This is a genomic window from Trueperaceae bacterium (assembly GCA_036381035.1).
GTDB lineage: Bacteria > Deinococcota > Deinococci > Deinococcales > Trueperaceae > DASRWD01.
In genome coordinates, this window is record DASVDQ010000071.1 from 35,573 (window position 1) to 60,006 (window position 24,434).

At 74.8% G+C, this 24,434-nt stretch carries 18 protein-coding genes and 1 riboswitch; of the genes, 12 read left to right on the plus strand and 6 right to left on the minus strand.

All coding sequences use genetic code 11. From position 1 onward, the window contains the following. Positions 1-67: 67 nt before the first annotated feature. From VF202_08520 to VF202_08530, 3 genes are read left to right on the plus strand one after another with little or no spacing between them, the layout of a single operon-like run. Positions 68-292, plus strand: a complete 225-nt coding sequence (locus VF202_08520) for a DUF2249 domain-containing protein (protein ID HEX7040140.1) — start codon at positions 68-70, stop codon at positions 290-292. Continuing rightward, entirely contained in the window at positions 292-1,590 is a 1,299-nt protein-coding gene (locus VF202_08525; GenBank protein ID HEX7040141.1) for a hypothetical protein, read from the plus strand. The genes VF202_08520 and VF202_08525 overlap by 1 nt, the downstream gene beginning before the upstream one ends. Then, entirely contained in the window at positions 1,587-1,922 is a 336-nt protein-coding gene (locus VF202_08530; protein ID HEX7040142.1) for a metal-sulfur cluster assembly factor, read from the plus strand. The genes VF202_08525 and VF202_08530 overlap by 4 nt, the downstream gene beginning before the upstream one ends. Before the next feature lie 111 nt (positions 1,923-2,033). Here VF202_08530 and VF202_08535 read toward each other — a convergent pair whose 3' ends face one another. Further along, positions 2,034-2,711, minus strand: coding sequence for a Crp/Fnr family transcriptional regulator (locus VF202_08535; protein ID HEX7040143.1), 678 nt, complete (start codon positions 2,709-2,711; stop codon positions 2,034-2,036). Between the two features lie 129 nt (positions 2,712-2,840). On the opposite strand from VF202_08535, the gene VF202_08540 reads away from it, so the two are divergent. Then, positions 2,841-4,100: an MFS transporter gene (locus tag VF202_08540; protein ID HEX7040144.1), complete on the plus strand. Its 1,260-nt coding sequence runs from the start codon at positions 2,841-2,843 to the stop codon at positions 4,098-4,100. A 58-nt stretch (positions 4,101-4,158) separates the two neighbouring features. Beyond that, a riboswitch (TPP riboswitch) is annotated at positions 4,159-4,266 on the plus strand. 40 nt (positions 4,267-4,306) lie between these two features. After that, complete coding sequence (locus tag VF202_08545) at positions 4,307-5,416, plus strand: thiamine ABC transporter substrate-binding protein (GenBank protein ID HEX7040145.1); 1,110 nt, start codon at positions 4,307-4,309, stop codon at positions 5,414-5,416. Between the two features lie 14 nt (positions 5,417-5,430). Here VF202_08545 and VF202_08550 read toward each other — a convergent pair whose 3' ends face one another. Both VF202_08550 and VF202_08555 read right to left on the minus strand, forming a co-directional pair. After that, complete coding sequence (locus VF202_08550) at positions 5,431-7,218, minus strand: ABC transporter ATP-binding protein (protein HEX7040146.1); 1,788 nt, start codon at positions 7,216-7,218, stop codon at positions 5,431-5,433. Then, entirely contained in the window at positions 7,215-9,065 is a 1,851-nt protein-coding gene (locus VF202_08555; GenBank protein HEX7040147.1) for an ABC transporter ATP-binding protein, read from the minus strand. Before VF202_08555 ends, VF202_08550 begins: the two co-directional genes overlap by 4 nt. Positions 9,066-9,452: 387 nt before the next feature. On the opposite strand from VF202_08555, the gene VF202_08560 reads away from it, so the two are divergent. The 4 genes from VF202_08560 to VF202_08575 all read left to right on the plus strand — a co-directional run bounded on the left by VF202_08560 (position 9,453) and on the right by VF202_08575 (position 14,921). Beyond that, complete coding sequence (locus VF202_08560) at positions 9,453-11,048, plus strand: iron ABC transporter permease (GenBank protein HEX7040148.1); 1,596 nt, start codon at positions 9,453-9,455, stop codon at positions 11,046-11,048. Positions 11,049-11,133: 85 nt separating this feature from the next. Beyond that, positions 11,134-13,092 carry an adenylate/guanylate cyclase domain-containing protein gene (locus VF202_08565; protein HEX7040149.1) on the plus strand — a complete coding sequence of 653 codons (1,959 nt, stop codon included), beginning with the start codon at positions 11,134-11,136 and terminating at the stop codon, positions 13,090-13,092. 105 nt (positions 13,093-13,197) lie between these two features. Continuing rightward, the gene (locus VF202_08570; protein ID HEX7040150.1) at positions 13,198-14,262 is read left to right on the plus strand and encodes an ABC transporter ATP-binding protein; all 1,065 of its coding nucleotides are present in this window, start codon (positions 13,198-13,200) and stop codon (positions 14,260-14,262) included. After that, positions 14,259-14,921, plus strand: a complete 663-nt coding sequence (locus tag VF202_08575; protein ID HEX7040151.1) for a thiamine diphosphokinase — start codon at positions 14,259-14,261, stop codon at positions 14,919-14,921. The genes VF202_08570 and VF202_08575 overlap by 4 nt, the downstream gene beginning before the upstream one ends. A gap of 16 nt (positions 14,922-14,937) precedes the next feature. Here VF202_08575 and VF202_08580 read toward each other — a convergent pair whose 3' ends face one another. Further along, entirely contained in the window at positions 14,938-15,396 is a 459-nt protein-coding gene (locus VF202_08580) for an META domain-containing protein (GenBank protein HEX7040152.1), read from the minus strand. Between the two features lie 68 nt (positions 15,397-15,464). Here VF202_08580 and VF202_08585 point away from each other — a divergent pair, with 68 nt between their 5' ends. The 3 genes from VF202_08585 to VF202_08595 all read left to right on the plus strand — a co-directional run bounded on the left by VF202_08585 (position 15,465) and on the right by VF202_08595 (position 18,135). Then, a complete protein-coding gene (locus tag VF202_08585) occupies positions 15,465-15,869 on the plus strand; it encodes a hypothetical protein (GenBank protein HEX7040153.1) in 405 nt (134 codons plus the stop codon). A gap of 185 nt (positions 15,870-16,054) precedes the next feature. Beyond that, entirely contained in the window at positions 16,055-17,386 is a 1,332-nt protein-coding gene (aspS, locus tag VF202_08590) for an aspartate--tRNA(Asn) ligase (GenBank protein HEX7040154.1), read from the plus strand. A 101-nt stretch (positions 17,387-17,487) separates the two neighbouring features. After that, entirely contained in the window at positions 17,488-18,135 is a 648-nt protein-coding gene (locus VF202_08595) for a CsgG/HfaB family protein (protein HEX7040155.1), read from the plus strand. 30 nt (positions 18,136-18,165) lie between these two features. On the opposite strand, the gene VF202_08600 is transcribed toward VF202_08595, so the two are convergent. Together VF202_08600 and VF202_08605 are read right to left on the minus strand one after the other, a co-directional pair. Then, complete coding sequence (locus VF202_08600; GenBank protein ID HEX7040156.1) at positions 18,166-19,344, minus strand: amidohydrolase; 1,179 nt, start codon at positions 19,342-19,344, stop codon at positions 18,166-18,168. A 115-nt stretch (positions 19,345-19,459) separates the two neighbouring features. Continuing rightward, a complete protein-coding gene (locus tag VF202_08605) occupies positions 19,460-24,373 on the minus strand; it encodes a VWA domain-containing protein (GenBank protein HEX7040157.1) in 4,914 nt (1,637 codons plus the stop codon). Positions 24,374-24,434 lie beyond the last annotated feature (61 nt).

The window sequence follows — 24,434 nt, forward strand, 5'->3', positions numbered from 1 at the left end:
GGCCGCGGGACGCCGCCCATGACGCAGGTCAAGGCGAGGTGCGCGGGCGCGCGGTTAGCTTCACGGCGTGCGAGAGGCTTACCTCGACAACCGGGGACTGCAGCCGCCGGAGCCGATGATCCGGACGCTGGCCCTGCTCGAGGAGCTGGAGGCCGGCGACGTGCTGACGATCCACAACGACCGCGTCCCCGTCTACCTCCTGCCCCAGCTCCTGGACCAGGGCGCGACCTACGAGGTCGAGGAGCTGCCTGACGGCAGCGCCAAGGTGCGGATCGTCAAGGGCGCACCTTGATGCCTCCGCCGGGCGCCGCGGGCGGCGCCCACCCCTACCTCCCCGTGTCGGCGCTGCTGGGGGGCACGCTGGCGCTGGCAGTGGGCGCCGCCTGGCTGCTCGCCGACCCCACCGCGCTGACCTCCTACCTGGGGTCCCCGAGCGCCGTGGCCCTCACCCACCTGTTCACGCTGCTCTACGTGGCCCTGGTCTACGTGGGCACCCTGCAGCAGCTCCCCGCCGTGCTGCTCGTCACCGACCTGGCGTGGAAGCGGCTCGGCTTCGTCGCGGTGCCGCTCCTCGGGGTCGGTGGGACCGCGCTCGTGGTCGGCTTCGCGGCCGGCTTCAGGCCGGCGCCGCTCGCCGTCGGCGGCCTGGCCGTCACCGGCTCGCTGGCGCTGGTGGCGGCCCAGACGCTCAGGACGGCGCGCAACAGCCCGCCGCGCGACGCCCCGAGCCGCGGGCTCGTCGCGGCCGTCTGCTACCTCGCGCTGACGGTGGCCTTCGGGACGCTGCTGGCCGGCGCGCGCGGCTCCGCGGGCCTGGCGGCCGCCGCCGGCTACTCGCCCGCGCTGCACCAGACGACGGGCATCGTCGGCGCGTTCCTGCTGGGGATCACCGCCGCCGGGCACAAGCTCCTGTCGATGTTCGCGCTGTCCAAGGGCGGGAGCACGTGGCGCGTCACGGCCGTGACGTGGCTCGTGCACGCCTGCGTCGCGGCCACGCTCGTCGCCGCGGCCGCTCCGCTGCTCGGCCTGCCCGCCGCCGCCGGGCGCGCCGCCGAGGCGGTCGCCACGCTCGGCCTGTGCGCGTCCGGCGCCCTCCAGGTGGTGGAAGTGGGGGCGCTGCTGCGGCGGCGCCTCCGCCGGCACCTCGAGGCGCCCGTGCAGCGCTACGTGCTCTCCCACGCCTTCCTGCCCGTCGCGGGGCTGCTGCTGGCGGCCGGGGAGCGCGAGGCCGCCGTGGTCGCCGCCCTCCTAGGTTTCGTCGGCCTGGCCGTGAGCGGCATGCTGATCAAGATCCTCTCGTTCCTGACCTGGACGACGGCCTTCGGCGCGCGCCAGGGCCGGCCCGGACCCGCGCCGCTGCTGCGCGACCTCACGCGGACGCGGCTCGAGCCCGTGATCACCGTGGGCCTCGGCGTCGGCGCGCTGGCGGCGACCGCCTCGGTGGCCTGGTCGTCCACGGCGCTCGCCTCCCTCGCCGCCGCGTCCCTCCTCGTGGGCGCCTGCGCCCAGCTCTGGCAGGCCGCGACCGTGGTGAGTCGGACGCTGGGGAACCGCGCCGGCAGGCGGTTGGAGGTGGTGACCACCAAGTGACCACACAGATGGTGCTCTCCGAACGGGACGCGTCCGCGCCCGCCGCCGAGGTGCTGGGCGCGCTGACCGCCGTGATCGACCCGGAGCTCGGCGTCGACGTCGTGAACCTCGGGCTCGTCTACGAGGTGTCCGTCGTCGGCGCCGCCGTGAGCGTGCGCATGACTCTGACGACCCCCGGCTGCCCGCTGCACGCCACCATCGAGGAGCAGGTGCGGGCGTGCGTCGCGGCGGTGCCCGGCGTGGAGCAGGTCGACGTGGAGCTCGTCTGGGACCCGCCGTGGACACCCATGTCGATGACCGAGGAGGGCAAGCGGCAGCTCGGCTTCTTCTGACCCCTAGCGCGCCGGACACCGCGGCGCCGAGGGCGCGGCCGCCCGCGAGGGCGGGAGAGGGACCGGGCGGCGGGGCGGAGCGCGCGACGCGTGCGCCGCGGTCCCCGCCGGCTAGCGGCCGGCCGACCGCGCCATCTCGGCCAGGGCCTCCTCGTCGACCGCCACCACGGTGCGGCCCGACATGCGGATGGCACCGGCGGCGTGGAGCCGCGAGAGGTTCCGGCTGACGAGCTCGGGCACCGTCCCGATGCGCGCGCCGATCTCGGCGTTCGTCATCAGCTCGAACGGCACGCCGCCCGCGGCCATGCGCAGCAGGTGGCCGGCCAGGCGGTGCTGGACCTCCTGGAACGAGATCTGGTTCACCAGGCCCACCAGGCGCCGCAGGTGGCGGCCGAGAGAGCGCATGAGGTGCAGCGCCACCTGCGGTCGCTCGCGCAGCACGCCCACGAAGCGCTCGTGCTCCACGACGTAGAGGGCGGTGTCGGTCACCGCCTGCGCGCTGGCGGGGTAGGGTCCGCCGTCGAGCGCGACGAGCTCCGCCACGGTCGAGAACTGGCGCTCGTGATGGAGCAGGAGCTCCCGGCCGCTGACCGGTGATATGAGGAAGACCTTGACCTCGCCCTCGGCGATGACCAGCAGGCCGAGGGACGGGTCGCCCTCGAGGAAGAGCGTCTCCCCGGCGGCGTAGTCGCGCAGCGTGGCGCGGGCGGCGAGCGCCCGCAGGTCGTCGTCGGCCAGCCCCGCCAGCAGCGGGCAACGGGCGAGGACGTCGAAGGCCGGGAGCGCCACCACCACAAGGTAACGCCCGGAGGAGCACCGGTCCCGCCGCGGTCCGGGGGTAACATGGCCTCCGCCGCGCGCGGCCCCGCCCCTCGGGGCGCCATCCCCACGCCGCCGCGGCGAGGAGGGGTTCCCCGGATGGCTTCGAGCTGGCAGCGCACCGTGGCGGTGATGTTCCTCGCCCAGCTCCTCGCCTCCCTCGGGTTCTCCACCGTCTTCCCCTTCCTCCCGGCCTACGTGGAGGAGCTCGGCTCGTCGACGGGCGGCTCGACCGTCTTCTGGGTCGCGATGGTCTACAGCGTGCAGGCCGTGGCGATGGCGATCGCCTCGCCCGTCTGGGGCGCCCTCGCCGACCGCTACGGGCGCAAGCCGATGGTGATCAGGTCGCTCATCGGCGGCGCCGCTTTCGTCGTGCTGATGGGCTTCGCGCGCAGCGCCGAGGAGCTCGTGCTCATCAGGCTCTTCCAGGGCATCGTCACCGGCGTCGTGTCGGCCTCGGCCTCCCTGGTGGCGGCCTCGGTGCCCCGCGAGCGGCTCGGCTACGCGATGGGGCTCATGCAGACCGGCCAGTGGGCGGGCATCTCGGTCGGCCCGATCCTCGGCGGTCTCCTGGAGTTCCTGGTCGGCATACGCATGTCTTTCGTCGTCACCGGCGTGGTGCTGACGATAGGCGGGCTGCTGGTGATCTTCGGGGTGCGCGAGAGGTTCACGCCGCCCGAGCGCAAGGACCACCTGGTGCGCGACATGTTCGGCCAGTGGGGCACCGTGCTGAGAGCCCCCGGCGTGAGGTTCGCCTACCTGCTGCGCTTCACGGCCTGGCTCGGCCGCACGATGATCATGCCCTACCTGCCGCTGTTCATCGCCACGCTGACCATGCGCGACGAGCTGAGCAGCCTCTACACCGGCATCGCGATCGGCGCGGCCTCCTTCGCCGGCACGATCAGCGGCGTGACGCTGGGCCGGCTCGGCGACAAGGTCGGGCACAAGCGCGTCCTCGTCGCGTCGGCGCTGGCGACGGCGGTCTTCTACGCGCCCATGTCGCTGGTGACGGGCGTGTGGCAGCTCGTGCTGCTCAACGTCGTGGTCGGGTTCGCCGTCGGCGGCGTGCTCCCGGCGGTGAGCGCGATGCTCGCCCGCCTCACCGACCCCGCCATGTCCGGCTCGGTGTACGGCCTCGACAACTCGGTCGGCGCGGCCTCGCGGGCCTTCGCCCCGCTCCTCGCGGGCGCCGTGATCTCGATCGGCAGCGCGCCGGGCGCGCCGGACTACCGCGCGATCTTCGTCGTCACGGCGGCGCTCTTCGCCGCGACGGCGGGGCTCGGCGCCTGGCGCCTGCCGCCCGACGAGCCGGCCGGCAGCCCGGAGCCGTCGGCCGCCAAGGTCCAGCCGGCGCGCTGAGCGTTCTCCTCCCTGTCGCCCCGGCGTTGCCGCGCGCCTGCGGAGCTGGCTATCTTCGTGTCGTCACCAGGGGTGTCTCGGGCGCTCACGGGCGTCCAGGCTGAGATCAGACCCTAGGAACCTGACCCCGGTAATGCGGGCGGAGGGAGAGTGACGCTGGCCCGGCCTCGCGCCGGGCGCGTCCGACCGGTGACGGAGAGGGCGCCATGATCACCAGAACCCTGACGATCCTGCTTAGCGCCGCGCTGCTCGCGGCGCACGCCGCGGCCCAGGAGCTACGTGTCCTCACGCACGACTCGTTCTCGCTGCCCACGGAGCTGGTGGAGGCCTTCGAGCGCGAGGCCGGCGTGGACGTCGTGTTCATCTCGGGAGGCGACGCCGGCGAGGCCCTGAACAGGGCGATCCTGACGAAGGGGAGGCCCATCGCCGACGTCCTCTTCGGCGTCGACGAGGGCCTGTGGCAGCGCGCCGCCGACGAGGGCGTGTTCGAGCCGTACGAGAGCCCCTCCCTCGCCGACGTCGCCGAGGGCTACGCGTTCGACGACACCCACCTCGTGACCCCCGTGGACGTCGGCTTCGTCGTGCCGAACTACGACGTGGCCGCCCTCGCCGACGCCGGGGTCGACCCGGCCGCCCTCACGCTGGCCGACCTCGCCGGCGAGGGCCTGGCGCCGCTGACCGTGGTGATGAACCCGGCCACGTCGAGCCCCGGCCTCGCCTTCCTCCTCGCCACGGTCGCCTACTTCGGCGACCCGCAGGCGGGCGTGGAGCCCGCGGCCCCCGAGGGCGCGCGGGCCGGCTTCGCCGACTGGCTCGACTTCTGGGACGCGATGGAGGAGCACGGCGTCCTCGTCACCGACGGCTGGACCGACGCCTACTACACGGCCTTCAGCCGCTACGGCGGCGACAGGCCCATCGTCGTGAGCTACGCGACGAGCCCCGCGGCCGAGGTGATCTTCGCCGAGGAGCCGCTGGAGGACTCGCCGACGGCGAACCTCGCCTGCGAGGGCTGCGCCTACAGGCAGGTGGAGGCCGTGGGGATCCTCGCCGGCACGCGGGCCCGCGAGGCCGCCGAGGCGTTCGTCGAGTTCCTCCTCTCGCCGGCGGTCCAGGAGGCGATACCCCTGGAGATGTTCGTCTCTCCCGTGCGCGAGGGCGCGGCGGTGCCGCCGGAGTTCGCGCGCTACGGGACGCTGCCGGAGGGCGCCGTCGCCGCGCCGCTCCCGCCAGCCGTCGTGGCGGCCAACCAGGAGCGCTGGCTGACGCAGTGGACCGCCGTCGTCATGCAGGGGCGGGACCCGGCCTCGCTGAGGTAGGCCTGGTCCCGCGCTCACGGCGCCGCGGCCACGGCCCCCGGCTCCTCGGCGTCGAAGAGGGCCGCGAGCTCGGGCGCGTGCCTGGCGACCTCGGCGAGCGTGCCGCTGGCGACCACGCGCCCGCGGTCCATGACGATCACCTTGTCGGCGCGCTCCAGCGCCGCGCGGCGGTGCGACACGACGAGGCAGGTGGCATCGCGGTCGGCGAACAGGCCGTCCCACAGGCGCCGCTCCGTCTCGACGTCGAGCGCGCTCGAGAGGTCGTCGAACACCAGCAGGTCGGCGTCGGTGAGGAACATGCGCGCCGCCGCGGCGCGCTGCACCTGGCCGCCGGAGAGCCGCACGCCGCGGGTGCCGACCTCGGTCTCCAGGCCCCCGTGGAGCTGCTCGACGTCGGCGCTGAGCACCGCCAGGTCCAGCGCACGCCGCACCGCTGAGGCGCTCGCCGCTCGGCCCAGCAGGACGTTCTCGCGCAGCGTGTCGGAGAACAGGCGCGGCACCTGGGCGGTGTAGGCGCTGCGCGGCGGCACGAAGAACGTCGCCGGGTCCGCGACGGGCACGCCGTTCCAGCGCACCTCGCCGGAGGTCTTCGGCAGCAGGCCCAGCAGCACGCGCAGCAGGGTCGTCTTCCCCGACCCGACGCGGCCGGTCACGACCACGAACTCGCCGCGGCGCACGGTGAACGAGACGTCCTCGATGCCCTCCTCCGAGCCGTCGTGCCGGTAGGTGAGGCCGGACACGGTGAGCTCGACGAGCGGCTCGGCGCGCGTCGAGGACGGCGCGAACGGCGCCTGCTCGCGCTCGAGGTCGTAGTCGCGCGGCTCGACCAGGCTCTCCACGGGCGCGTCGACCATCAGCCTCCCGAGGCGCTCGTAGGCGACGCCGGTGCGCTTGTGCTGCACGAACATCAGGCCGACGAACGACATGACGCCGGTGAGCCGCGGGAGGTAGGTGACGAACAGCGCGAAGTCGCCCACGGTGAAGCTGCCGTCGCGCAGGGCCCCGGCGCCCACGAGGAGCACGACGCCGGTGGCCACGTGGACCATGTTGTCCGTGACGCTGCGGAACAGCTCGGTCAGCACGGTGTCCTTCAGCGCACGCTCGCGCCTGGCCTCGTTCAGCCGCTGGAAGCGCGCCAGCACGCTCTCCTCGCGGCCGGAGGCCTTCACCGCCTGCACGGCGCCGAACGTCTCGCCGAGGAAGTCCGTCACGCGGCTCGTGGCCTCGCGCGAGGCGCGCCTGGCCGTGCGGATCAGCGGACGCATGTAGCTGGTGAGCCCCAGCGTGAGGACCAGCGGCACGCAGGCCAGCACCGTGAGCAGCGGGTCGATGTACGCCATGACGCCGAGCGCCACGACGCCGTAGAGGGCGAAGCCCCAGAAGTCGACCCAGTTCTCCACGTACTCGCCTATGTCGTTGACGTCGTCGCGGAAGCGCGTCACCGACTCGCTCGGCGACTCGGGCAGGCGCCGCGAGCCGGCCGCGGTCAGCAGGTGCCTCAGCACGTTGTGGCGCACGTGCAGCGTGATCTCGACCCAGTAGGTCGCCCACGTGCGGATCGCCGCCACGAACACGCCGATGCGGCCCACGTCGAGGGCGAGGGCGAGCGCGAGGAACGTCCAGGCGTCCCAGCCCGCGGGCGCGGCGCCCGAGAGGGCGTCGAAGACGCCCTTGGTGAGCACGCCCGTCAGGACGGGCAGCAGGTGGATCAGCGCCCACAGCAGGCTCGTGCCCACGAACAGCCGGCGCCTCTGGCGGACGAGCCGCAGGGTCAGCAGCAGGGGGTTGGTGTCGAAGCTCATGCCAGGTCCTCGAGCAGCTCGGCCTCCTCGGGGTCGAGCCGCGTCTCGCCGGCGCGTCCGGCGACGTTGAGGTCGAGCGCCAGCGCCGCGCGGCGCAGGCGCGAGTAGCGGGACGAGGGGTCGGCGGCGAGGGCGACGCGCGGGCCGGCCTCGACCACGCGGCCGCGCTCCATGACCATGATCTCGTCGACACGCTCGACGGTCTCCAGGCGGTGGGCGATCACGATCGCCGTCCGGCCGTGCAGGAGCCTCTCGAGGGCGACCTCGAGGCGGCGCTCGGTGACGGGGTCGAGGCGCGACGACGGCTCGTCGAGGATCACGAGGCCGGGGTCCTTGAGGAACACGCGCGCGAAGGCTATGAGCTGGGCCTCGCCGGCCGAGAGGTTGCGCCCGCCCGAGTCGAGCTCGGTGTCGAGGCCCTTCTCCTGGCCGCGCAGCCAGGCGCCGAGGCCGAGCTCCTCGAGCACGCTCACGATCACCTCGTCGGGGACGCTGGGGTCGAAGAACGTCACGTTGTCCCGCAAGGTGCCGCGGAAGAGCTGCACGTCCTGCGTGACCAGGCCGATCCGCGCGCGGAGGCGCTGCAGGTCGACGTCCCTGGTGTCGACCCCGCCCACCCGCACCCTCCCGCCGCTCGGGTCGTAGAGCCTGAACACCAGCCGGGTGAGCGTCGTCTTGCCCGAGCCGGTGCGGCCGAGTAGACCGAGCCGCCTGCCCGGGGCGAGGCGAAACGTCACGCCGCGCAGCGTGAGCTGGTCGGCGCTGGCGTCGAGGTAGTGGAAGTCGACGTCCTCGAACGCCACCGAGAGCGGTCCGGCCGGCAGCTCGGCGTCCCCGCCGGGCGGCAGGGCGGAGCGCGTCCTGAACAGCTCGCCCACGCGCTGCACGCCGGCCGCGGCCTTCTGGAGCTCCTGGAGCTGCTGGGTGATCTGCTCGATAGGGTTCTGCAGCATGAACAGGTACTGGAAGACCATGTACGCCGCGCCGACGGTCATGTCGCCGCGCCTGACGAGGTAGATCGAGGAGCCCACGGTGACGGCGAGGCCGATCACGAACAGGCCGTAGCTCGACAGCCACACGACGCTGCGCAGCATCCAGGCGCGGCGCGTGTCCAGGTAGACGCCGCGCATCACGCCGCGGAAGCGGTGCAGCGAGTACTCGCCGCCGCCGTTCGCGCGCAGGTCGTCGAGGCCCTGCAGGCGCTCCTCGATGAAGCCGAACTGCCGCGCGTTCGCCTCGCGCTCGAGGTTCGAGGCCGGCACGCCGACGCGCCTCGTCAGCGTCAGGGCCACGAGCTCCAGGACGACGAACGCCGTGAGCGCCCCGCCCATCAGCGGCTCCTCGACCCACAGGGCCGCGAGGATGCCGACGAGGAGCAGCAGCCCGCCGAACACCCTCACCGAGAACTGCGAGAGGAAGTTCGACAGGCTGGTGATGTCGCCGTCGATGCGCTCGATCATCTCGCCGGCGGTGCGGGCGTTGTGGAAGCCCATGTCGAGGTCGAGCGTGTGGCGCGTGAGGTCCTCGCGCAGGTGGTTCGTCGCCCGCCAACCCACGGACGCGGCGACGTAGGTCGCGAAGGCGTTGAGGAGCTGCGTCACGACGGCCACGGCGAGGAACGACAGCGCCAGCGACGTCAGGCGGGCGCCCGGCGCCGCCGTGAGCGCGCCGTCGATGAACCGCCGCAGGATCTGCGGCACCAGGAGCTGCAGGCCCGTCGCCGCGAGGAGCAGGAGGGCCATGAGGGCCGCCATCCCCCGCTGCGGCGCCAGGTAGCGGCGCAGGAGGGCGAGCATCGACGCCTGGGCCGGCGCGGTCCGGTTCGCGGTGCTGGCTCGGGTGGTCATGTCACCTCGTTCGTTGAGGGTGAGTGTGGTGCGCGTGCCGCTCTCTCGTCCGCCCGGGCCGTGCACGCGAGAAGAAGGCCGCGGGCTCCTGTCTGGTCGCCCACGGCCGGGTCCGCTCTGGCTTCTGTAGCTAGCTAATGACCGGTCTCAGGGCAGACCACTCCCATGCCATCGCCGACGCCGAGCGGCGCCGCGGTGCGCGGGAAGGGGATGCGCACGTGGTCTGCCATGACCGCATGACTCTAGTGGAGCCGCACTCGCGTTGTCAACGGGGTGATGGTGTTCGCGGCGTCCGCCTCGTCCGGGCCGGCTCGGCGAAGGGCGTCCGCGGACCACGACGCGCCGGAAGCGGCTCGCGCCGCGACCGCCCCGCCTTAGACTCGCGTCGTGCGGCGCACCTGGCTGGGGCACGTCACGGGCGCGGCGTCGCTGGCGTTCCTCGCGCTCGCCCTCCTCGTGCCGCTGGCGGCGATCGTCTGGCGCGGCGTGGCGGGCGGTAGCGGCGCGCCGCTGGCCGGACTCGCGGCCACGCTCGCCGACCCCTACTACCTCGGGCGCCTGTGGTTCACGACCTGGCAGGCGCTCCTCTCCACGGCGCTGACCGTGGCCCTCGGCCTGCCGACCGCGCTGCTGCTCGCGCGCTACCGCTTCGGCGGTCGCCGTCTCCTCGCCGCCGCCTTCAGCGTGCCGTTCGTGATGCCCACGGTCGTCGCCGGCATGGGCTTCCTCGCCCTCGCCGGGCCGCGCGGCGCGCTGGGCGTGGACCTGCGCGGCACGCTGGCCATCGTCCTCGCGGCGCACGTGTTCTACAACTTCGCGATCGTCGCCCGGCTGGTCTCCGGCTTCCTCGAGGGCGTCGGCCCGCGGCTCGAGCAGGCGGCGGCGACCCTCGGCGCGGGCCCTTGGCGGAGCCTGTGGCGCGTGACGCTGCCGCTGGCGCTGCCCGCGACCGTGGCGTCAGCTACGCTCGTCTTCATCTTCTGCTTCACGAGCTTCGGCGTGGTCCTGATCCTCGCCCCCCAGGCGCGGTTCGCCACGCTGGAGGTGGAGCTCTACCGCCTCACGCTGCGCCTGCTGCGGCTCGACGTCGCCGCCGCGCTGGCCCTCGTGCAGCTCGTCGTGGTCGGCGGTCTCGGCTGGGCCTACACCAGGCTGCAGGCCCGCCTGGCCGTCCCGGTCCCCGCCGGGAGGTCCGCGGCGCGCCGTCCGAAGGGCGCGGGTGCGGCCCTCCTCGGCGCCGACCTCCTCGTGGTCGCCGCCGTGGTGCTCGCGCCGCTCGTGGCCCTGGCCGCGCAGGCGCTCACGGCGCCCGACGGCTCGTTCCCCTCCCTGGCGAACCTGCGCGGGATGCTCGAGGCGCCGCGCTCGGTGGGCTTCGCGACGCTGGGGCTGGGCCTGCGCAACTCACTTACCTTCGCGGCGCTCTCCACGGCGGCGGCGCTGGCGCTGGGCACGGCGTTCGCGTACGCCGTCACCCGCGGGCGCTGGCGCTGGCTCGACGGCCTCTCCCTCCTGCCGCTGGCGACGAGCCCCGTCACCCTCGGACTCGGCTACCTGATCGCCTACCCTTGGCTCGTGGCCACCTTCTGGGGCGTGCCCCTCGCCCACGCGCTGATCGCCTTCCCCTTCGTGACGCGCACGCTGCTGCCGGCCCTGCGCGCGCTGCCGGCGGGTCAGGTGGCGGCGGCGGTGACCCTCGGCGCCGGCCCGTGGCGCACGCTGCGGCGCGTCGAGCTGCCGCAGCTGCTGCCCTCCCTGGCGGTCGCGGCCGCGTTCGCTTTCGCCGTCTCCCTGGGCGAGTTCGGGGCGTCGCTGCTGCTGGTCCGCCCCGAGTTCGCCACGCTCCCGGTGGCGATCTACGACAGGCTGGGGCGACCAGGACCGCAGAACTACGGCGCCGCGCTGGGCCTCTCCCTGGTGCTGATGGCGGTGACGGCGCTGGTCATGCTCGTCCTGCAGCGCCGCGAGCGCGGCGAGTTCTGACGCCGCCCTCACGCGCCTCGCCGGCGGAACGGCGATAATCCCCTCACTTGGAGCTCGCGACGGCCCGGTGGGCGAAGGGACGCTGATGCCTGTGAGCATCGAGGACGCGCGCCTCTCCCTGCGCATGAACCGCTGGGAGGACGCCCTGGCGGGCTTCGCCGAGGCCGACAGGACCGGCCCGCTCGGTCCCGACGACCTCGTCGAGTACTCGACCGCCGCCTGGTTCGCCGGCGACGTCGACGCCGCCACCGACCTCCTCGAGAAGGCCCACGCTCGCTACGAGCAGGCGGGCAGACGCGCCGACGCCGCCATGACGGCGGTCCGCCTGTCCCGCCTGGCGATGCTGGCCGTGCGTCCGTCGGTCATGGCCGGGTGGATCGCGCGGGCACAGCGCCTGCTCGAGGGCGAGCCGGAGTCCGGGGCCCACGCCTGGCTGACCGTGATGAGGGGGCTGGTCACGGCGTTCGGGTACGGCGACTTCGCCGGGGGCGTGCGGCTCGCCGACGAGGCGCTGCGGCTCGCCCGGCAGCACGACGTGCCCGACGTCGAGTCCTTGGCCCTCGTCGCCAAGGGGAACATGCTGCTGCGCCAGGGGGCGTGGCGCGAGGGCCTGGGCCTCGTGGAGGAGGGCGCGGCCGCCGCGTCCTCCGAGCGCGTGGAGCCGCGCACGGCCTGCGACGTGATCTGCCTCTCCATCGCCGCCTTCGCCGACCTCGGCGAGTACGGCCGCGCCGACGAGTGGATCGCCCAAGCCGACCGCTGGATGCGCTCGCGGTCGATCTACGGCTACCGCGGCCAGTGCCGCGTGCACCGGGCGGAGCTGAAGCGCCTCCAAGGGGAGTGGCAGGAGGCCGAGCGCGAGGCGCTGGAGGCGTGCGGCGAGCTCGAGCGCTTCCGCATGCTCGACAGCGTGGGGTTCGCCTACTACCAGATCGGGGAGGTGAGGCTGCGCCTCGGCGACCTCGACGAGGCCGCGGCGGCGTTCCAGCGCGCGGTCGAGCACGGCCACCACGCCCAGCCGGGGACGGCGCTGCTCGCGCTGGCGCGCGGCTCCACCGCCGAGGCGGCGCGGATGATCGCCGCCAGCCTCTCGGCCGAGGCCGGGTCACCGGCGAGCGACAGGCTCCAGCGCCCCTACCTGCTCGCGGCCCAGGTCGAGATCGCGCTGGCGGGCGACGACCTGGCGACCGCGGAGCGCGGCGCGGCCGAGCTGGAGGCCGTCGCCGCGCAGTACGAGTGCGACGTCCTGAGCGGCCTCGCCGCCGCCGCGGCCGGCAGGGTCGCCCTGGGCCGGGGGCAGCTCGAGGCTGCCGCCGCCTCGCTGCGGCGGGCGGCGCGCCTGTTCCAGCGGGCCCGCGTGCCCTACGAGTGGGCGCGCGCCAGGGCCCTCCTGGCGCGCGCGCTGCTGGCGGCCGGCGACGAGGCGCTGGCCAGGCAGGAGCTGACCGCCGCGCGGAGCGAGTTCGAGCGGCTCGGCGCCGAGCCGGACGTAGCCGCCGCCGACGATTCGCTGAGCGGACGCGGCGAGCCCCAGAGGCCGCGTCCCACGGTCAAGACCTTCATGTTCACGGACATCGTCTCGTCCACGCAGCTCGCCGGCAGCCTCGGCGACGGCGCCTGGGAGAGCGTGATGGAGTGGCACGACCGCACGCTGCGGGCCGCGTTCGCCCGCCACGGCGGCGAGGAGGTGCGCCACACGGGCGACGGCTTCTTCGTCGCCTTCGACGACGCCCGCGAGGCCCTGCGGTGCGCCGTCGAGGTGCAGCGGCTGCTCGACAGGAACCGCCGCGAGCACGGCTCGGCCCTGGCCGTGAGGATCGGGCTGCACGCGACCGCGGCGCTGCCGCACGAGCGCGACTACGCCGGCCAGGGCGTGCACGTGGCGGCGCGCGTGACGGCGCTGGCCGGCGCCGACGAGGTCCTCGCGACCGAGGCGACTCTCGCGGGCGCCGGGGGTCACGGGCTGGAGGTCTCGCCGCCGCGGCAGGCGACGCTCAAGGGCGTCGCCGAGCCCGTGACCGTGCGCTCGGTGAACTGGGCCTGACCCGGGCGACCTGCCGAGCGCGACGGGCGGCCCCTCGCGCGCCTCCCTGACGCCCCCAGCGCGGCGGCGCCCCGGCTCGGGCCGCGGCTATGATGCCGCGGAGACATGGGCCTACGCGTCGAGCGCCTGTCGAAGAGCTACGGACCCGTGAGGGCCGTCGACGACGTGACGCTCGAGGTGCCGCCCGGCTCGACCCTCGCGCTCTTGGGTCCCAGCGGCTGCGGCAAGAGCACGCTGCTGAGGCTCGTCGCGGGGCTCGAGGCGCCGGACGGCGGTCGGGTGCTCCTGGGCGGCGCGGACGCCACGCGCGTGCCGACGCAGCGCCGCGACCTCGGCATGGTCTTCCAGGACTACGCGCTCTTCCCGCACCTGAACGTCGCCGACAACGTGGCCTTCGGCCTCGTCGAGCGTCGCTGGGGCGCCGCCGCGCGCCGCGAGCGTGTCGCGGAGATGCTCGAGCTGGTCGGCCTGGCCGGCCTGGGGCGGCGGCGCGTCACCGAGCTGTCCGGCGGCCAGCAGCAGCGCGTCGCGCTGGCGCGGGCGCTGGCGCCCCGGCCCGGCCTGCTGCTCCTCGACGAGCCGCTCTCGAACCTCGACGAGGCGCTGCGCGCCGAGCTGCGCGCCGAGGTGGCCGAGCTGCTCGACGCCCTGGGTACCGAGGCCGTCTACGTGACGCACGACCAGGTCGAGGCGTTCGCCGTCGCCGACGCCGTCGCGGTGATGCGCGCCGGTCGGATCGTCCAGGTCGGCCGCGCGCAGGAGCTGCTGGCCGCTCCGGCGGACGCCTGGACGGCTCGCTTCCTCGGCCACGAGAACGTGTGGGAGGGAACGGAGGCCGCCAGCGTGGCCCTCGCCGCGGGCCTGGGCGCGCCTCCCGCCCCGGGCGGGGCCCTGCTGCTGCGGGTCGAGGAGGTCGCGGTCTTCCCCGCCGGCGACGGCGCCGCTTCGTCCGCGACGGGCTCCGGCACCGGCACGGCCCGGGCGGTGGTGAGGCAGGCGACGCGCGAGGGCCTGGCCTGGCGGCTCGTCCTGCGCGTGCCGGCCTGGGAGGCTGACGTCGTCTGGCGCGGCCACAGCCGGGAGCTGGGCGGCGAGCCCTCGCCGGGCAGGGCCTACGAGCTCGTCGTCCCGTCGGTCGCGTGGCGGGCGCTCCCGCCGGGAGCGACGTGAGCCCGGAGAGTGGGCCGGCGGCCCTCGTGCTCGCCGGGGGCGAGCCGCCGGCTGCGGGCCTCCTGGCGCCGCTGCTGGAGGACGTGGGCCCGGTGGTCGCGGCGGACGGCGGGCTGCGCCACGCCGCGGCGCTGGGGCTCGCTCCCGACCTGATCGTGGGCGACCTCGACAGCGTCACCGAGGACCTGCTGCGCGCGTTCCCCGACGTGCCGGTCGAGCGCCACCCGCGCGCGAAGGACGAGCTCGACCTCGAGCTGGCCCTGGCGGCCGCGCGGCGGCTGGGGGCCGCCTCGGCGCGCGTGCTGGGGGCGTTCGGCGGCAGGCTCGACCAGAGCCTGGCGAACCTGCTGGTGGCGGCGCGCCTGGCGACGGCCGAGCCGCCGTTCCCCGTGACGCTCCACGGCGGCGCGCACGAGGCGCGCCCCTGCGCCCCCGGGCTGACCTGCGACGCCGCCTGGCCGCCCGGCACGACGGTGAGCCTGCTGGCGCTGGGAGGCTACGCCGTCGTCACGGCGACGGGCCTCGCCTACCCGGTCGAGGACCTGCGGCTGCCCTTCGGCGTCGGCCTGGGGGTCTCGAACGTCGCGACGGGCGGCCGGGTCGTCGTGCGCTGCGCCGCCGGCGTCGTCGCCGTCATCGCCGAGCACGTCGCCGCCTAACGGGGACCCCGGACGCTCAGCCGGCGCCAGCCGACACGCTCGCGAACACGACCTCGACGCCGGGGCCGGTCAGCCTCACCTCCCCGTCGCCGAGCGCGTAGCGCTCCACGCCCTCGAGGGCCGCCACGAACGCCCTCTCCAGGCTCATCGCCGGCTCGGGGCAGGCCATGAGCGTCGCCGTGATCGGCTCGAAGTCGATCCCGCCGGAGGGCGTGAGGCCGGCGCCCGCGACGAGCTGGTTGCAGCCCACGGTGCCGGCGAGCTGGCCGGTCTCGTTGACCGCGAACGTCGCGTCCGCGCCGGGTTCGGGGCGCATCGTCTCGCCGTCGACGGTGAGGCTCACGAGCCGCCAACGGTCCGAGCCGAAGAGGTCGGCCACCGTGGCGGCGTCGCCCGCGGCGGCGGCCGTGGCGAGGAGGCACGCGAGGACGAGGGCGGGGGCCAGGCGGCGGGCGGTGCTGGGGGCGCGTGGCATGCCCGAAACTAAGCGCCGGCGTGCGGCAGGTGATTAGCGCTGCGTGTCGGGCGGGTTAGCCTGCTCTCATGGTCGACGCCGACACGATCGTCGCCACGCTGCGCGAGCTCGACCTCCCCAACGGCCACTGGGCCGTCCACGCCAGCGCCGTCATGGTCCTGCACGGTCTCATACCGGACGCGGGCGACATCGACGTCGTGGCCCGCGGGCCGGCCTGGGCCAGGGCGCTGGAGCTGGGCGCCCCCAAGCCCGGCAAGCAGGACCTGTGCGTGAGCCTGCCGAGCCTGGGCGTGGAGGTGTGGTCCGGCTGGCTGGGCGAGGACCTGGACGCGCTCATAGACGGCGCCGAGCTCGTGCTCGGCGTGCCGTGCGTGACGCTGCGGGACGTGCTGCGCTTCAAGGAGAGGGCCGGCAGGCCCAAGGACGCCCCGCACGCGGAGCTGCTCAGGCGCGTGCTGGAGCGGGGCGGCTAGGCGGAGGGCCACCGGCCGCGTTGACACCCGCCTGGGCCGCTGTTAGACTCCCGCCCATGCTCGCGGCCGTCCCGTTCAATTCGGACGACGATCCCCGCTCGCGGAGGCTCGGGGCGTAGCCGCGTAACATAGCCAGAGGCACGGACCCCCGAGCGTCGCTCGGGGGTCTTCGCTTAGGAGGGCTCATGACCGGCACGACGACAGAGAGCGAACGAGCGCGCGCCCGCACCCTGGTGAGCGGGCTGGCGGACCGCGTGGGCGACGTCGTGCGTCTGCAGGGCTGGGTGCTGACGCGGCGCGACCTGGGCGGCGTCGGCTTCCTGCTGCTGAGGGACCGCTCGGGCGTCGTGCAGTGCGTCGTCGAGCGCGCCGTCTCGGGGCGCGGCGGCCTCCACGGCCTGCCGCTCCACGAGAGCTACGTGTCGCTCACGGGACGCGTCGTCGCCCACGCGAAGGCGCCGGGCGGCGTCGAGGTGCACGCCTCGTCGCTCGAGGTCGTCAGCGAGGCCGCCGCCCCGCCGCCGGTGGAGCTCGCCAAGGAGGAGTGGCACGCGAACCCCGACACGCTGCTCGCCTACCGCCACGTGACGGTCCGCAGCCCGCGCGCCAGGGCGGCCCTGAAGGTGCAGGCGGTGCTGGTGAGGGCGTTCCGCGCGCTCCTCGACGAGCGGGGCTTCACCGAGGTGTTCACTCCCAAGCTGGTCAGCGCCGGCGCCGAGGGCGGCGCGAACCTCTTCGAGGTCGACTTCTACGGCCAGCGCGCCTACCTGGCGCAGTCGCCGCAGCTCTACAAGCAGATCATGGTCGGCGTCTTCGAGCGCGTCTACGAGACGGCGCCCGTCTACCGCGCCGAGAAGAGCCACACCAGCAGGCACCTCTCCGAGTACCTCTCGCTCGACGTCGAGTTCGGGCCCATCGACGACGAGGGCGACGTCATGGACCTCCAGGAGGCGGTCGTCAAGGGCATGCTGCGCGCCGCCGTCGACGCCTGCCCGGCCGAGCTCGCCCTGTTCGGCGCCGGGCCGCCCGACCTCTCGGCGCCGGTGCCGCGGGTCCCCCTGCTGGAGGCCCGCGAGCTGGTGCGCGAGCGCTACGGGCACGAGCCGGGCGGCAAGGACCTCGACCCCGAGGCCGAGAGGCTCATCGGCCGCTGGGCCAAGGAGGAGCACGGCTCCGACCTCGTGTTCGTCACCAAGTTCCCGCAGGCGGCGCGGCCCTTCTACACCTACCCGGAGGACGGGGGCCTCACGCGCGGCCTCGACCTGATCTTCCGCGGCGTCGAGATCACCTCGGGCGGCCAGCGCGCGCACCGCTACGAGGTGCTCGTCCAGGAGCTGGCCAAGCGGGGCATGGACCCGGAAGACTTCGCCGACTACCTCGAGGTGTTCAAGCACGGCATGCCGCCGCACGGCGGCTTCGCGATCGGCGCCGAGCGCCTCACGGCCCTGCTGCTGGGCATCCAGAACGTGCGCTTCGCGCGCGCCTTCCCGCGCGACGCGCAGCGGCTGTCGCCCTGAGAAGAGGCCCTGTACCGAGCCGCCCATGGGCGAGGCGTTGACGCGCCCTTGACGCCCCCCTGCTACGGTCGCCGGCGACCTGAACGCTTGGGAGGGCCAGCATGTACGACAGACGCCTCGCGGCGGTCGCCTTCGCGGCGGCGATGCTCCTGGCAGCCTGCGCGCCAGCGACCGGGCCCGCGGCCGACCTGGCGGCGCTGGACGCGCCCTGCGCCCAGGACCCGCCCCCGACCGTGGCCGTCGTCGACTTCGCGAACACGACGGGCACCTACGGCACCACGATCGTCGGCGTGGAGGACGCCGCGACGGCCCGCCTGATCACCCTCATGAAGGCCTCGGGCTGCTACGTCGTCGTCGAGCGCAGCGAGCTCGTGAACGTCATGCAGCGGCAGGGCCTCGAGTCGCTGGACCCCGTGGAGCTCGCCCGCGCCGCCGGCGCCGGCTACGTGGTCACCGGCGCCGTCACCCGCGGCACCATCGCCAGGCCGGGCGCCAGCGTCTTCGGGGTCTCGCTCGGCGAGACCCGCGCAGAGGTCGAGGTGGACGTCAGGGCCACCGACATCATCACCGGCGAGGTCGTCGTGTCGATGACGGGCGCGGGCAGGTCGAGCAGCCCCAACGTCGCCGTGTCCGCGATCCCGGTGGCGGGGCTGATCCGCTTCGACGACCCGGCGGTCGGTCCCCTGCTGGCGGAGGCGGCCGAGCAGGCGGTGAACCAGGTCGTGGCGGCGATCCGCGCGTCGTTCTAGGGAGCGGTCCGGGGCTCTCCGGTCCCGGAGTCAGTCGGCGGCCAGCAGGTCGACGATGCCGGAGGCCAGCACGCTCACGGCGACCTCCAGGCCGCGTTCGTCGATGTCGAAGCGCGGGCTGTGGTGCGGGTGGGCCGTCGCCTCGCCCGAGCGGGTGCCCACGAAGAAGTAGACGCCCTTGGCCTGCTGCAGCCACAGCGCCATGTCGTCCCCGCCCATGACGAGGCGCTGCTCCAGGACGTTGTCCTCGCCGAGGAGACCGGCGGCGACGCGGCGGAGCCTGGCCACCGCCGCGGCGTCGTTGACCACGGCCGGGGTCCCCTCGAACCACTCGCTCTGCAGCTCCGCGCGGTAGGCGCGCGCGACGGTGCCGGCGATCTCCAGCACGCGCGCCCTGAGCCTCTCGCGGGTGGCCGGGTCGAAGGTCCTCAAGGTCCCCTTCAGCTCCACCTCGTCCGGGACGATGTTGTAGGCGGTGCCGGCCTGGAAGCTGGTGATGCTCACCACCGACTGGTCGGCCGGCTCGGTCTCGCGGCTCACGACGGTCTGCAGGGACGTCACCACCTGCGAGGCGGCGACGATCGGGTCGATCACGTCCTGCGGGTAGGCGGCGTGGCCGCCCTTGCCCTTGACGACGAGCCTGAAGCTGTCCGTCGCCGCCATCGCCGGCCCGGCGCGCACGGCCACGGTCCCGAGCCTGTCGGTGCTCGAGAGGTGCAGCCCTATGACGTGGTCGACGGTGACGCCGTCCAGCGCGCCGTCGGCGAGCATCGCCTTGGCACCCGCCACGATCTCCTCGGCCGGCTGGAACACGAACACGACCCGCCCAGGCAGGCTCTCGCGCCGGCTCACCAGGACCTCGGCCACGCTGAGCAGGACGCTCGTGTGGCCGTCGTGCCCGCAGGCGTGGTGCCGGCCCGGCACCGTGCTCTTGTACGGGACGTCCTTCTCGTCGGCCACGGGCAGCGCGTCCATGTCGGCGCGGGCCAGCACCGTGGGTCCGGGGCGCCCCGTGTCGAGGACGGCGACGACGCCGGTGCCGCCCACGCCCACCCGCGGCTCGAGGCCGAGCTCGCGCAGGCGGGACGCGACCACGCCCATCGTCCTGCGCTCCTCGAACGCGATCTCGGGGTGCATGTGGAGGTCGCGCCTCGTCGCCACGGTCTTCTGCTGGAGCTCCTTCGCCTGTGCCGCGATGCTGCTGCTCATGACACGAGACTACGCTCGACGCGCATCCCGGCGCACCCCCCAGGGACGTCCGGCGCCACGCCGGCCTCCTCGCCGCCGCGCCGGCCCGCCGCTCGGCGGCGCCCACGCCCGCGGCTCAGCGTCCCCCCACCCGCACCTCCACCGAGCCGTCGCCCGGCACCGTCACCGCTTCGAACACCTGCGCCGGAGAGGTGAGGACGCGCACCTCGTAGACGCCCATGGGCAGCTCGACCGCTTCGCCCACCCGGCCGGTGGCGATCAGGTCGCCTCCGGGTCCGTAGACCTCGAAGCCCGGCCTCAGGGCGTCCGCCACGGCCAGCCGCAGCTCCTCGAACGAGGTCACGTCGACGTAGGTCGCGCCGACCTCCTCGGCCAGCGCCTCGAAAGCGGCCAGGCCGGCCTCGTCGAGCCCCAGCGAGACGATCGCGATCGTCGTGCTGCCCGAGGCGCGCAGCGCGGCGGCCGCCGCGGCGGGGTCGCCGCCGCAGGACTCCTCTCCGTCGGTGACGAGGATCACGGTGCGGGGGCCCGTCGCGGAGCGCAGGTCGTCCACGGCGGCCAGCAGCGAGTCCGCGATCGCCGTCTGCGAGAGGAGCTTGGGCTCGATGCCTGCCACGGACGCCAGCGCCCCCTCGCGGTCGAGCGGGGCGAGCGGGACCTCGAGGCGGGTCTCGCACGAGCTGGGAGCGACGTGGCCGAACGCCCGCAGCGAGAAGGGGGTGCCTTCCTCGAGCACCGTTCCGACTAGCTGCTCCAGGGCCCGCTTGGCCGCGGCGATGCGCTGCTCGCCGCTCGGCAGCGGCTGCCCCATGGAGCCCGACGCGTCGAAGATCACGTGGACGGCCCCGGGCCCGGCGTCGCCCGCGGGCAGCACCGACAGCGTGCCGGGGCCGGGCGGCTCCAACCGGGCCGTCGTCGCGGTGACCGTGTAGCGCTTCAGGCGGCGCAGCAGGCAGGACGCCCTGGCGAAGCCGCTGTCGAAGTCCCCCACGCCGCCGGCCATCGTGTAGACGCCGCCTCCGGCCGCGGCCCAGCTCCGCATGAGTTGCTGCGGGTAGAGGTCGCCGCCCGAGCTGACCTCGAACGTGAACACGCGGGGGCGCACGTCCCGCAGGGCCGCCCACAGGCCGGGCGTGAGCCAGTAGCCGCCCGTCTCGGCGTCGGTGATGAGGAGGACGGCCTTCGTGCCCTCGCGCTCGCGCAGGCCCTCGACGGCCGTCAGCAGGGCGAGCTCGGCGAGGCTCGAGTCGGCGTTCCTGTCCCACTCCGTGAGCGTCCGCTGCACCCTCTCGGGGTCGCTCGACCAGTGGGGCAGCAGCCATCGCGGGGAGGGCTCGTCGAAGGCGAGGAGCTGGACCGCCTCGCGGTCCCCGTCCACGTCGTCGGCGAAGGCGGCGAGGGACGCGTAGGTGATCGGCTGGTAGCTCGACACCGAGCCGCTGGTGTCCCACGAGAACACCACGGTCCGCTTCGGCTCCTCGAGCCTGAGCAGGTAGTCGCCCGGGGCGACGAACGCGCTCAGCACCACCTCGTCGCCGTCCTCGCTCGCTTCCACAGGGAAGGGCGTCAGGTCGGCGTCCAGCAGCTCGTAGTCGTAGGCGATCGTCGGGTCGCCTCCCAGGCGCAGCGCGAGGTGGTTGTGGCCCGGCGGCACCGTCAAGCGGAGCCAGTCGACGTCTTCGCCCACGGCCACGGTGCCCGCCACCGCGCTGCCGGGCGTCAACGGCGTCGCCCGCTCGGGCGCGTCGTCGTCGTCGGCCCCGACAGTGGCGGCGGCGGGGGCGGCCGCCAGCAGCTCGTAGGGGCCGCTCCCGGCGCCCGTACCCCACTCGCCGAGGGCCGAGAGGTAGCCGTCGCCCGGGGCCGCCTCGCGGGCCTCGAGCTTCGTCGGCGGGAAGTAGCGCCTGCCGCCCTCCCGCTTCGGGGACGAGAGGCGCACGTAGCGCGCCCATACCGGCTCGTCCAGGGCCATCGCGGTGCGTTCGCCCGCTCCGGCCAGCGGCCAGGTGCCCACGACCCGCCACGGGCCCGCCGGCCCGGCCAGGCTGACCGCGACCTCGACGGCGTCGAAGAGCTGGTCGGGGTCCTCCGCGGGCTGCACCCAGGCCAGCTCCGAGAGGCGGGCCGCGCGTCCGCCCAGGAAGCCGACGACGAACGCGAACCCGTCGTGACCCCCGAGGTCGAGCGGGCTCACCGCCGCGTCCGCGAGGAGCACGTCCGTCCTGTCGTCGGAGCCGAGCAGCGGGTCCGACCAGACCACGTGGCCGCCGAGCTCGGGCGCGGCGAGGTCTGACCCCGAGAACAGGGCCTCGTCCGCCGCGATCAGCTTCCACTCCCCGAAGTAGGCAGGCTCGTCGCCTTCGTGGTCGTCGACGACGACGAGCCTGGCGTACCGGGCGCTGACCGGCGCGGGGAACACGAAGGACTGGTCGACCCGCGCGCTGCTCAGCTCGCCGGTGAACGCCGTCTCGAAACGCTCGCCGTCGAGGGAAGTCTGGACCTCGAAACGCCTCAGCCAGCGGCTGGCGGCCGCGCCCGACACGGGGTTCAGCACCGTGCCGATGAGCGTCACAGGCCCGTCGCCGGGCAGCTCGTACGTGGGGGAGTGCTCGCGGCTCACCCGACCCCCGCCGGAGACCGCTATGCGCCCGTCGTTCACGAACCTGTCGGACGTGACCGAAGCGAAGCCGGCGGGCGGCCTGGCGCCGAACCCGGCGAAGAGCACGTTCGGGTGACCGAGCAGCGGCGCCGCCACGGGGAAGTAGGGGAAGCCTCCCAACGGGGCCGCCTCGCAGCGCGGGGTCACGACGGCATCGGCCAGCGAGAGCGTGCCGCCCGACGTCGCCGCCACCTGCAAGGTGATGGGCGCGTCGTCGGCCAGGTCGGCCGGGAGCCGCGCCGCCAGGGGCACCTCCACGGTCTGGCCGGGTCCCACCTCCACCGCGGGGGGCAGCTCCAGCTCGACCAGCGGCACGTCGGCGGCCACCGCGAGGTCGGCCACTACGGGCGCCGCGCCGTCGTTCCTCACCCTGAGGCTGCCGGAGAGGCTCTGCCCGTTGCCCCAGTAGGCGGCGACCTCGGCGGCGGCGAGGCTGAGGTCGAGCGCGAGGGGCGCGTCGGCGCGGGCGGGAGCGAGGCCGCTCGGGTCGGGCCGCGCCGAGAACCGGGCGGCGACGCGGTACGCGCCGGACCCCCGGAAGCGCAGGTAGGAGCGCTCCCCGTCCTCCAGCGTGTGCGTGAACGCGCCGTCCTCATCGGGCCCTTCTAGACGGACCCCGCGTCCCTCCACGACCACGTCGGCGGAGACGCCCTCATCGGCTTCCACCTCCAGGCGCATCACGACCGCTTCGGGGAACGTGGGCAGCGCGTAGAGGTCCCTGTCCCCGGCCTCGCCCACCCGGCCGGACCACTCCAGGCTCGCCGGCAGGGTCGCGGCCGACGCCACGTCGTCGTTCGGCTCGCGGTCGGGGGGCAGGCCCAGCGTGCCGAGGCGGCGGAGGCGGAGCTGGTAGTAGCCGCTCGACACCGCGTCCCGCGAGGCCCGCCGCAGGACGACCTGGTGGTCGCCGGCGAGGAGCCACGATTCCGCCACGACGCGGGCTTCCGTCGCCGTGGTCGTTCTGTAGGCGCGCCCGTCGAGGTTCAGGGTCCAGTCGGTCTCGCCCGCCGCCGGCACCAGCTCGATGACGACGTAGCCCTCGGTGGCGAGCTGGAAGCGGTAGTGGTCCTCGTCGCTCGCGCTCGACAGGCGCCCGACGCGCACGGCGTCCGGGTCGAGCCGGTGAGCGCGCGAGGGGTCGTCGTTCGGCTCCCGCTCGAGCACGCCGGGCGGCGGGGGCGGAAGTGGCGGCGGCGCGGCCTCCGCCGTGTCGTCGTCCGCCGGCGGCATTGGCTCGGGGTCCGCGGCCGCGGTCGGGGCGAGCGGTTCCTCCGGCGGCGTCGCCGCGGCGGTCGCCGCCTCGTCGGGCACCGGGCCCAGGGAGATCGCGCGCAGCGCGTACTCGCCCGCGTCGCCGCTGACGCGCAGGTAGTGGGTGCCGGGGAGGAGGGCCAGGTCGTCCAGGCGCAGGCGCCCCTCGCCGCGAGCGCGGGCGTCGACGCCGCCCGCGGCGTCGACGACGGCGAGCTCGCTCACTCCCGACCCCACCACCTGGACGCGGTAGCGCTCCGCCGCGCCCGCCACCTCCAGCCCGAACACGTCGACGTCCTGGGGACTCAGCTCGCCCCTGGCTTGGGCGCCCGGGCCCAGGCGGTTCGCGCCCGGGACCGTGTCGTTGGGCTCGCGCTCGAGGCCCTCCGGCGCGGCGGCGCCCGCGGCGCGCAGGGTCAGGGTGTAGGCCCCTCCGCCGCTGCCGTCGACCCTGAGCCGGTAGGCGCCGGGGCGCAGGTGCAGGCCGGCCAACGTCCCGCTCGCGCCCCTGCGTTCCTGCAGGAGGGCTCCGTCCGGCGCGTAGAGCCGCAGACGTAGGCTGGCCTCCGCGCTCAGCCCGAGGTCCCAGGTCCCGGGCCCCTCGCCTCCCACCTCGAGCCTGTAGTGGTCGACGCCGTCGGCGAGCCCCCGCACCTCGCCGCCCGGCGGCAGGAGGTTGGCGTCCTCCCAGGTGTCGTCGGGCTCCAGCTCCGTGCCCTCGGTGACGCGCCCCTGCGGCTCGAGCCGCACGCGGACCGGGCCGGACGGCGCCTCTCCCCTGGGCTCCACGCTGGCGACGTACTCGCCTTGCGGGAGACCGAGGCTCGATGCCGTGACGGGCGCGGGCCACGCCGCAGCGATGCGGACGACCTCGCCGCGCTCACCGGCGATCACGAGCTCCGCGCCCGAGCCGGCCGGAGCGTGGAGCGAGGCGCGCCACGCGAAGCCCGCCCCCTCCTCGCCGATCGTGAAGGGGACGCGGAGACCGGCGGCGAGGTCGCCGAAGACGTCGAACGCCCCGCGCTGGGGGGAAGAGCCACGGAGCGGGCGGGAGACGTCGTCCAGCGCCGCGGGGACCAGGCGAGCGACGTACGCCCCCTCGGCGCCCGCCCCCGTCACGCCGACGAGGTAGCTCCCGGGAGCGAGGAGGAAGCCCTCCGAGGCCGACGGCGTGCCGCCC

Coding starts and splice junctions, on each gene's coding strand:
- VF202_08525 (HEX7040141.1), top strand. CDS start 292: ATGCCTCCGCCGGGCGCCGCGGGCGGCGCCCACCCCTACCTCCCCGTG.
- VF202_08540 (HEX7040144.1), top strand. CDS start 2,841: ATGGCTTCGAGCTGGCAGCGCACCGTGGCGGTGATGTTCCTCGCCCAG.
- VF202_08545 (HEX7040145.1), top strand. CDS start 4,307: ATGATCACCAGAACCCTGACGATCCTGCTTAGCGCCGCGCTGCTCGCG.
- VF202_08550 (HEX7040146.1), bottom strand. CDS start 7,218: ATGAGCTTCGACACCAACCCCCTGCTGCTGACCCTGCGGCTCGTCCGC.
- VF202_08555 (HEX7040147.1), bottom strand. CDS start 9,065: ATGACCACCCGAGCCAGCACCGCGAACCGGACCGCGCCGGCCCAGGCG.
- VF202_08565 (HEX7040149.1), top strand. CDS start 11,134: ATGCCTGTGAGCATCGAGGACGCGCGCCTCTCCCTGCGCATGAACCGC.
- VF202_08570 (HEX7040150.1), top strand. CDS start 13,198: ATGGGCCTACGCGTCGAGCGCCTGTCGAAGAGCTACGGACCCGTGAGG.
- VF202_08580 (HEX7040152.1), bottom strand. CDS start 15,396: ATGCCACGCGCCCCCAGCACCGCCCGCCGCCTGGCCCCCGCCCTCGTC.
- VF202_08585 (HEX7040153.1), top strand. CDS start 15,465: ATGGTCGACGCCGACACGATCGTCGCCACGCTGCGCGAGCTCGACCTC.
- aspS (HEX7040154.1), top strand. CDS start 16,055: ATGACCGGCACGACGACAGAGAGCGAACGAGCGCGCGCCCGCACCCTG.
- VF202_08595 (HEX7040155.1), top strand. CDS start 17,488: ATGTACGACAGACGCCTCGCGGCGGTCGCCTTCGCGGCGGCGATGCTC.
- VF202_08600 (HEX7040156.1), bottom strand. CDS start 19,344: ATGAGCAGCAGCATCGCGGCACAGGCGAAGGAGCTCCAGCAGAAGACC.